General features: G+C 69.9%; 9 protein-coding genes. 4 read left to right on the forward strand and 5 right to left on the reverse strand.

Annotated elements, in window-relative coordinates; translation table 11 throughout:
• Positions 1–125: 125 nt before the first annotated feature.
• On the reverse strand, positions 126–521 hold the full coding sequence (gene sodN / locus ACFVGY_RS09485) for a superoxide dismutase, Ni (protein ID WP_360631000.1): 396 nt from the start codon (positions 519–521) through the stop codon (positions 126–128).
• Positions 522–704: 183 nt separating this feature from the next.
• On the opposite strand from sodN, the gene sodX reads away from it, so the two are divergent.
• Positions 705–1130 (forward strand): nickel-type superoxide dismutase maturation protease, encoded by a 426-nt coding sequence (gene sodX, locus ACFVGY_RS09490; RefSeq protein ID WP_385673492.1) that lies wholly within the window; start codon positions 705–707, stop codon positions 1128–1130.
• Here the strand turns inward: sodX and ACFVGY_RS09495 are convergent.
• On the reverse strand, positions 1034–1663 hold the full coding sequence (locus ACFVGY_RS09495) for a CGNR zinc finger domain-containing protein (protein WP_385673495.1): 630 nt from the start codon (positions 1661–1663) through the stop codon (positions 1034–1036). The genes sodX and ACFVGY_RS09495 overlap by 97 nt on opposite strands.
• A 66-nt stretch (positions 1664–1729) precedes the next feature.
• Here ACFVGY_RS09495 and ACFVGY_RS09500 point away from each other — a divergent pair, with 66 nt between their 5' ends.
• Positions 1730–2500, forward strand: a complete 771-nt coding sequence (locus ACFVGY_RS09500) for a class I SAM-dependent methyltransferase (RefSeq protein ID WP_385673498.1) — start codon at positions 1730–1732, stop codon at positions 2498–2500.
• 99 nt (positions 2501–2599) lie between these two features.
• Here the strand turns inward: ACFVGY_RS09500 and ACFVGY_RS09505 are convergent, their stop codons facing one another.
• From ACFVGY_RS09505 to ACFVGY_RS09515, 3 genes are read right to left on the reverse strand one after another with little or no spacing between them, the layout of a single operon-like run.
• Positions 2600–3364 (reverse strand): amino acid ABC transporter ATP-binding protein, encoded by a 765-nt coding sequence (locus ACFVGY_RS09505; protein WP_385673500.1) that lies wholly within the window; start codon positions 3362–3364, stop codon positions 2600–2602.
• Positions 3364–4305, reverse strand: coding sequence for an amino acid ABC transporter permease (locus ACFVGY_RS09510; RefSeq protein WP_385673502.1), 942 nt, complete (start codon positions 4303–4305; stop codon positions 3364–3366). The genes ACFVGY_RS09505 and ACFVGY_RS09510 overlap by 1 nt, the downstream gene beginning before the upstream one ends.
• A 58-nt stretch (positions 4306–4363) precedes the next feature.
• Positions 4364–5326 carry an ABC transporter substrate-binding protein gene (locus tag ACFVGY_RS09515; protein ID WP_385673505.1) on the reverse strand — a complete coding sequence of 321 codons (963 nt, stop codon included), beginning with the start codon at positions 5324–5326 and terminating at the stop codon, positions 4364–4366.
• Positions 5327–5850: 524 nt separating this feature from the next.
• On the opposite strand from ACFVGY_RS09515, the gene ACFVGY_RS09520 reads away from it, so the two are divergent.
• Both ACFVGY_RS09520 and ACFVGY_RS09525 read left to right on the forward strand, forming a co-directional pair.
• Positions 5851–7053, forward strand: coding sequence for an NADP-dependent malic enzyme (locus tag ACFVGY_RS09520; RefSeq protein ID WP_385673507.1), 1203 nt, complete (start codon positions 5851–5853; stop codon positions 7051–7053).
• Positions 7054–7530: 477 nt separating this feature from the next.
• Complete coding sequence (locus ACFVGY_RS09525) at positions 7531–8493, forward strand: zinc-binding dehydrogenase (RefSeq protein ID WP_360630977.1); 963 nt, start codon at positions 7531–7533, stop codon at positions 8491–8493.
• Positions 8494–8637: the final 144 nt, after the last annotated feature.

Raw genomic sequence — 8637 nt, forward strand, 5'->3', positions numbered from 1 at the left:
CGCGGGAGTCCGCGTGGGGCGGCGGGCGGGGGGGGGGGGGGTGGGGGGGGGGGGGGGGGGGGGGGGGGGGCGCCCGCGGCGGGCCGCCCCCCCCCCCCCCCCCCGCGTCAGGGGGGAGGCGCGCCTCAGGCGGCCTTGGTCTCCCAGAAGATGCGGTCGATCTCGGCGATGAGGTCGAGGGCCTTCTGGCCGGTCGCCGGGTCGTTGGACGCCTTGGCGGCCGAGAGGGCCTTCAGGGTGTCGTTGACCAGGGTGTGCAGCTGCGGGTACTTCTCGAAGTGCGGCGGCTTGAAGTAGTCGCTCCACAGCACGGAGACGTGGTGCTTGGCGAGCTCGGCGCGCTGCTCCTTGATGGTGATGGCGCGGGCGCGGAAGTCGGGGTCCTCGTTGGCCTGGTACTTCTCCTGGACGGCCTTGACCGACTCGGCCTCGATGCGGGCCTGGGCAGGGTCGTACACGCCGCACGGCAGGTCGCAGTGGGCGGAGACCTTCGCCTTGGGGGCGAAGAGGCGGGAAAGCATGGAGATTCTCCTCCTCGTGATCGTCTTCTCAGGAGGGGACCTTACTCCGTGGGAAAGCGGATTTCGCGAGCGGCCCCGTGGGCTTAGGACAAAAGTCCAGGGCGGGTCATGTCGTGGTGAGCGAACGTACGGCACGGTGCGGCAGCATGCGCGGTGAGGAACGAGCGGGCGAGGAGGTCGCGCATGGTGGGCAAGGCGGCGGGCAGGGGCGGCTCCCGGTTCGAGGTGCTGGAGGTGGCGGGGCCGTCGATGGCGCCGACCCTGCTGCACGGCGACCGGCTGGTGGTGCGGTACGGGGCGGCCGTCCGGCCGGGTGACGTGGTGGTGCTGCGCCACCCGTTCCAGCAGGACCTGCTGGTGGTGAAGCGGGCGGTGGAGCGGCGGCCGGGCGGCTGGTGGGTGCTCGGGGACAACCCGTTCAACGAGACCGGCGACAGCACCGACTACGGGGCGGTGCCCGAAGACCTGGTGCTGGCGACGGCGGTGCTGCGGTTCCGGCCGCGCCCGGAGGATCAGAGTTCGCTGAGGGCGCGGCTGTCCTGGGCGGTGTCGGCGCTGCGACCGCTGTGGACGGACGCCTCGGCCTCCAGCCGCTTGCGGGCGCGGTAGGCGGCGACGTTCGCCCGGGTGGCGCAGCGGTCGGAGCAGTAGCGCCGGGAGCGGTTGGTGGAGGTGTCCAGGTAGGCGTTGCGGCAGGGCGGCGCCTGGCACAGGCCGAGGCGGTCGGGACCGTGCTCGGTGAGGTGGAACGCCAGGCCGAAGGACGCGATGGCCGCGTAGCCGGCGGAGGCGTTCGAGGGGTGGTCGGCGAGGTGGATGTGCCACTTGGGGGTGCCGTCGTCGTCCAGGGTCTCGTGGCCGGAGACCTGGGGGCTGACCGGGAACTCCATGAGCAGGGAGTTGAGCAGGTCGACCGCGAGGACGTGGTCGCCGCTGTCGGCGGCCTCGAAGACGGCCCGCAGCCGGCCGCGGACGTTGCGGAAGCGGGTCACGTCGGTGTCGGTGACCCGGCGGGCCATCTGCGTGCTGGCGCCGAAGAGGCCGCGCACGGCGTCGACCGAGGTGAGCGCGTCCTTGTTGCGGGCCGGCTCCTCGGTGTTGACCAGGCGCACGGCGAAGTCCGAGTAATGGGCCAGTTCCACTTGTAGTCCTTACGGATGCGGATTAGGGTCTCGGTAACAGCTGCTACGTATTCGAGGGTATTACGGATGGAGGGGGTCGCGATGCCGCGTACGACGACCGACTGGCAGGCCTGGCAGGACAGCTGGGACCGTCAGCAGGAGGCGTACATGCCGGACCGCGAAGAGCGGTTCCGCGTGATGCTGGACGTGCTGGAGGGGTTCGTCGGCCCCACCCCCCGGGTGCTGGATCTGGCGTGCGGTACGGGAAGTATTACGGACCGCGTCCTCAAGCGGTTCCCGGGAGCCACCAGCACCGGCGTGGACCTGGACCCGGCACTGCTGACCATCGCGCGCGGACACTTCGCGGGCGACGAGCGGGTCCGTCTCGTCACCGCCGACCTCAAGGACCCGGACTGGACCGCGGCGCTCCCCCACGCCACGTACGACGCCGTACTGACGGCCACCGCGCTGCACTGGCTGCACAGCCCCCAGCTCGAAGTCCTCTACCGGCAGCTCGCCCCGCTGGTCCGGGAGGGCGGGGTCTTCATGAACGCCGACCACATGCCCGACGCCTCGACCCCGCGGATCAACGAGGCCGACCGCACGATGCGGCACGCCGCCCTGGACCGGGCCCGCGCTGCCGGCGCCCTCGACTGGGCCGAGTGGTGGGCGGTCGCGGCCGCCGACCCGGTGCTCGCCGAGCCCACCGAGCGCCGCTACGAGATCTACGGCGAGCACGCCGACGGGGACACCCCGGACGCGGCCTGGCACGCCCGCACCCTGCGCGAGGCAGGCTTCGCGGAGGCGCGTGCGGTCTGGTGCTCCCCCTCCGACTCGCTGGTCCTCGGTCTGAAGTAGGAGCCTTCGGAGGAAAGCGAGAACTTCACACAACGCGGGAGGGGCGGTACGGGGATCCGTACCGCCCCTCCCGGGGTGTCGGGCGGTGGCCCGGCCGACTCAGAGCACCTTGGACAGGAACGCCTTCGTCCGGTCGTGCTGCGGGTTGCCCAGCACGTCGCGCGGGTTGCCGGACTCGACCACGACGCCGCCGTCCATGAAGACGAGGTTGTCGCCGACCTCGCGGGCGAAGCCCATCTCGTGCGTGACCACGACCATGGTCATGCCCGACTCGGCCAGGTCCCGCATGACGTCGAGGACGTCGCCGACGAGCTCGGGGTCGAGCGCCGAGGTGGGCTCGTCGAAGAGCATCAGCTTCGGCTCCATGGCCAGCGCGCGGGCGATCGCCACGCGCTGCTGCTGGCCGCCGGAGAGCTGGGAGGGGTAGTTCCCGCCCTTGTCGCCGAGGCCGACCCGGTCGAGCAGCTTGATGGCGCGCTCACGGGCCACCGCCTTGGACTCGCGCTTGACCATCACCGGCGCTTCCATGACGTTCTCGATCGCCGTCATGTGCGGGAAGAGGTTGAAGCGCTGGAAGACCATGCCGATGTCCCGGCGCTGGGCCGCGACCTCGCTGTCCTTCAGCTCGTAGAGCTTGTCGCCCTTCTGGCGGTAGCCGACGAGCTCGCCGTCGACGTACAGCTTGCCGCCGTTGACCTTCTCCAGGTGGTTGATGCACCGGAGGAAGGTCGACTTGCCCGAACCCGAGGGGCCGATCAGGCAGAACACCTCACGCGGGGCGACCTCCAGGTCGATGCCCTTGAGGATGTGCGCAGCGCCGTAGGACTTGTGGACGCCCTCGGCCTTCACCATGGCAGTCGTCATCAGGCCACCGCCTTGCGGTTCGAGAAGCGGGAGAGGTTCGCCTTGAGCTTCTGCCACGGCGTGGGGGGCAGGGTGCGCAGCGCACCGCGGGCGTAGTGCCGCTCCAGGTAGTACTGGCCGACCGAGAAGACGCTGGTCAGCGCCAGGTACCAGATGGACGCGACGAAGAACATCTCCATCACCGCGAACGAGGTGGACGCGATGTCCTGGGCCGCCCGCAGCAGGTCGAAGTACTGCACGGCCACGACCAGCGACGAGGTCTTGAGCATGTTGATGAACTCGTTGCCCGTCGGCGGGACGATCACGCGCATGGCCTGCGGGAGGACCACGCGGCGCATGGTCTGCGTCTGGGTCATGCCCAGGGCGTGCGAGGCCTCGGTCTGGCCCTCGTCGACGGACTGGATGCCGGCGCGGACGATCTCCGCCATGTACGCGCCCTCGTTCAGGCCGAGGCCCAGCAGGGCGGCCAGGAACGGCGTCATGACCTGGGTCATCTCGTCCTTGTAGAACCCGAGGTTCAGGATCGGGAAGATCAGGGCGAGGTTGAACCAGATGAGGAGCTGGACGTACACCGGGGTACCGCGGAAGAACCAGATGTAGAACCAGGCGATCGTGCTGGTCACGGGGTTCTTCGAGAGCCGCATCACGGCGAAGACGACACCGAGGACCAGGCCCAGCGCCATCGAGGCGATGCTGATCAAGACGGTGTTGCCCAGGCCCTGGAGGACCGTGGGGTCGAACATCTTCTCGGGCACGGTGGCCCAACGCACGTTGCCCTGGGAGAAGGCGTAGACGAGCGCTGCGGCGAGCGCGAGGACGACCACGGCACTGATCCACCGGCCGTAGTGGCGCACGGGGATGGCGCGGATCGCCTCGTGGGGGACGGCCCCGGCCGGCGGGTTGTCCGCCGGGCCGGAGGCCTTGTCGAGCTTGTCAGTCACAGTGACTGCCCTTCGATGGTGCAAGGAGAACGAAGTACGAGGGGAGTACTCCGGGGGGTCACTGGCCGGCGTTGACCTTGGCCTCGGTCACGGCACCGGAGCCCGCGTTCCACTTGTCCAGGGCGGCCTTGTAGGTGCCGTCCTTGATGATCGCGTCCAGCGCTTCCTTCAGCGCGTCGCGGAGCTCGGTGTTCTTCTTGTCCACCGCGATGCCGAAGAGGCCGGCGTCGGTCGGGTCGGCGATCGCCTCGAAGTCGTTGCCGCCGCCCGCGGTCTTCGCGATGTACGCGGCGACCGGGGAGTCGTTCAGGTCGGCGGCGGCGCCGCCGGCCTTCACGCGGGTCTGGGCCTCGGCGTCGGTCGGGAAGGACTCGATGGAGAGCTCGCCCTTGCCGTCCGCCTTGCACTTCTCGGCCAGGTCCTTGGCGGCCTGCTCGTAGGTGGTGCCGCGCTGGACGGCGACCTTCTTGCCGCACAGGTCGGCGAGGGTCTTGAGGCCCTCCGGGTTGCCCTTCTTGACCAGCAGGGCGGTGGAGGAGGAGAAGTAGTCGACGAAGTCGACGCCCGCACCGGTCTTGTTGCCCTTGTCGTCCAGGCCCTCCTGGCGGGCCTTGGTGTCGGTCAGCGAGGACATGACCACGTCGCTGCGGCCGGTCTGCATGCTGCCGATCAGGGTGTCGAAGGTGCCGGACTCGAACTTGAACTGCACGCCCAGCTGCTTGGCCAGCGCCGCCGCCACGTCGGGGTCCACACCGACGATCTTGCCGCCCTCGGTGAACTCCATCGGGGCGTACGTCGCGTCCGTACCGACCTTGATCACGCCCGCGTCCTGGATCTTCTTCGGCAGCTTGGCGAAGAGGGGGGCGGAGCTGTTCGCGGCCTGGCCCGACGGGGTCGTGGAGGCCTTGTCGGTCTGGTCGCCACAACCGGTCAGGATCAGGGCGCCGGCGACCGCGATCGCGCCGACCGCGGCAATCCGGGACCGGGCGGCGGTCGTACGACGGGTGGTGCTTGCGGTCATGAGCTGGTTCCTCCGGCTGACTGGGGAAAGCAAGCGAGAGCGGTCGGGCACGCATCTTCGAGTGTCGCGACCTCGTGTGAATCCGCATCTTGCCATTCGGACTGACGCATTCAGGCAGTTCGTCAGGTCAAAATCGGATAACGGGTGTCCCGGAGTGTCCAACTTGCCTGCGGGAAGCGCGCCCGTGGACCGAAGAAACCGCTGTGACCTGGCCTTTTTGATGAACTATTTGCGGTGCGTCTCGCCAATCGGACAGACCCGTTTGGACCTTTCGCCGAAATCGGGACAAGAGACCTCCAGTCCCGTGGGAAGCGACTCGTCTGGGTGAGTGTTCTTCGGGTACAACGGATCCTTACACCCCTCATCCGGGGCTCAGGGCGCGCGTGCGGCGCGCCCCGCGCGTACGAGCCTCCCCTTCGCGGAGACGGGCCAACCGTCGATGCGGAGTACGTACGCGGTGCCCGCCCACCCCTTAACCAGGAGTGGCCACCCTCAACGACAGAAGACTTAAGGGGTCTAGAACAGTGGCAGCGGAGATCGTCAATCCTCGCAGCGACAGCGATACGGACAACAACCCGGACGCGGTGTTCGCACTGCACCGGGGCGGCAAGATGGCCATCCAGGCCACCGTGCCGGTCCAGAACAAGGACGACCTGTCCCTCGCCTACACGCCCGGCGTGGCAAAGGTCTGCACCGCGATCGCGGAGCAGCCCGAGCTGGTGAACGAATACACCTGGAAGTCCAACGTGGTCGCGGTCGTCACCGACGGCACGGCCGTGCTCGGACTCGGCGACATCGGGCCCGAGGCCTCCCTTCCGGTGATGGAAGGCAAGGCCATCCTCTTCAAGCAGTTCGGTGGTGTGGACGCGGTTCCGATCGCGCTCGCCACCAAGGACACGGACGAGATCGTCGACACCGTCGTCCGCCTCGCACCCTCCTTCGGGGGGGTGAACCTGGAGGACATCTCGGCGCCGCGCTGCTTCGAGATCGAGCGCCGCCTCCAGGAGGCGCTCGACATCCCGATCTTCCACGACGACCAGCACGGCACGGCCATCGTGACGCTGGCCGCCCTGCGCAACGCCGCCAAGCTCACCGGGCGCACGCTCGGCGACCTGCGCGCCGTGATCTCGGGCTCGGGGGCGGCGGGCATCGCCATCGCCAAGATCCTCGTGGACGCCGGCATCGGCGACGTCTGCGTCACCGACCGCAAGGGCGTCGTGTCCGCCGACCGCGGCGACCTGACGGACGTCAAGGCCGAGATCGCGGGCCTGACCAACAGGTCCGGGCTCACCGGCTCGCTGGAGCAGGCCCTGGCCGGCGCGGACGTGTTCATCGGGGTCTCGGGCGGCACGGTGCCCGAGGAGGCCGTGGCCTCGATGGCGAAGGACTCCTTCGTCTTCGCCATGGCCAATCCGAACCCGGAGGTCCACCCGGACGTCGCGCACAAGTACGCGGCGGTCGTGGCCACGGGCCGCTCGGACTTCCCGAACCAGATCAACAACGTGCTGGCCTTCCCGGGCATCTTCGCGGGCGCCCTGAAGGTCCGTGCCAGCCGGATCACCGAAGGCATGAAGATCGCCGCCGCCGACGCCATCGCCGGCGTCGTGGGTGACGACCTCGCCGCCGACTACGTGATCCCGTCGCCGTTCGACGAGCGGGTCGCCGACGCGGTGGCGGCCGCGGTCGCGGCCGCCGCCAAGGCCGACGGCGTGGCCCGACTGGGCTGACCGTACCGCTGTGCGTGAAGGGGCCCGGCCGGATCACTCCGGCCGGGCCCCTTCACGTGCGGGCCCACCCGCGGGCGCACCCTCCCCGCCCCCGAACCGGGAGGGGTCGCGCCGCGTCGGCGAGTCGTACGAGGCGAGCCTCGGAAGAGGAGAGCGGCGGATGACAGGCTCATGACGAGCCGCCGCTGGCCTGAATACTACTCCCCCCACAGGCTTGATCTTGTCATTCCGCTTATCGCGCTTTGAAGGCCAAGACCACAGGTACAGCCCGTAGTTGAATGCAAGACGGACAGTTCCGTTCATGATCCAAGCACCCACTGTTCACCACCGTCCTGGACGCAGCCGGACACGGTCCCGGTTCCCGGCCGCACGCCGCGAGCCGCGCCCCTTCGCGGGCGGGCCGGTGCGACGAAGACCTCACCGACCGAACACCCGTCAGGGGTGGCCCACCCGGCTACCGGGCGGTAGCGTCGCCGCATGTTCGCTGCCTACGCCGCCCGAATCGACCGTGACCAGCCGCTGAGCGGCCTTGAGCTGGGCGAGCGCCCGGCCCCCGAGGCCCGCCCCGGCTGGGTGACCGTGAACGTCAAGGCCGCCTCCCTCAACCACCACGACCTCTGGTCGCTGCGCGGGGTCGGCCTCGGCGAGGACAAGCTCCCGATGATCCTCGGCTGCGACGCCGCGGGCATCGACCAGGACGGCAACGAGGTCGTCCTGCACTCCGTGATCGGCCAGAGCGGCCACGGCGTCGGCCCGGACGAGCCCCGGTCGATCCTGACCGAGCGCTACCAGGGCACGTTCGCCGAGCAGGTGACCGTCCCCGCGTGGAACGTGCTGCGCAAGCCCGCCGAGCTGTCCTTCGAGGAGGCCGCCTGCCTGCCCACGGCGTGGCTGACGGCGTACCGGATGCTCTTCACCAACGCGGGCGTGCGACCCGGCGACTCGGTCCTGGTCCAGGGCGCGGGCGGCGGGGTCGCCACCGCGGCCATCGCCCTGGGCAAGGCGGCGGGCCTGCGGGTCTTCGCGACCAGCCGTGACGAGGCCAAGCGCAAGCGGGCCGTGGAACTGGGCGCCGTGGAGGCCTTCGAGCCGGGCGCGCGGCTGCCGCACCGGGTGGACGCGGTGATCGAGACGGTCGGCGCGGCCACCTGGTCGCATTCGGTCAAGTCCCTGCGCCCGGGCGGCACCCTGGTGATCTCGGGCGCCACCAGCGGCGACCGCCCGGCGCACGCCGAGCTGACCCGGATCTTCTTCCTGGAGCTCAAGGTGGTCGGCTCGACGATGGGCTCCAAGGACGAGCTGGAGGACCTGCTGTCGTTCTGTGCGGCGACCGGGCTGCGGCCGGTGATCGACGAGGTCCTGCCGCTGGACCGGGCCCGGGAGGGCTTCGAGAAGCTCGCGTCGGGCGACCTCTTCGGCAAGGTCGTACTGACCGTTTAGTCGCGGGACCCGCCCGGTCGTGTGGGGGTAAACCGTGTTCACCCCCCGGTGTGGTCCAACAATAATAATCATGAAAAAAAACACCCCCCCCCCCCCCCGGGGCCGCGGCCCCCCCCCCCCCCCGGGTGGGGGGGCCCGCCGCCC

It is taken from the genome of Streptomyces sp. NPDC127106, assembly GCF_042677605.1.
GTDB lineage: Bacteria > Actinomycetota > Actinomycetes > Streptomycetales > Streptomycetaceae > Streptomyces.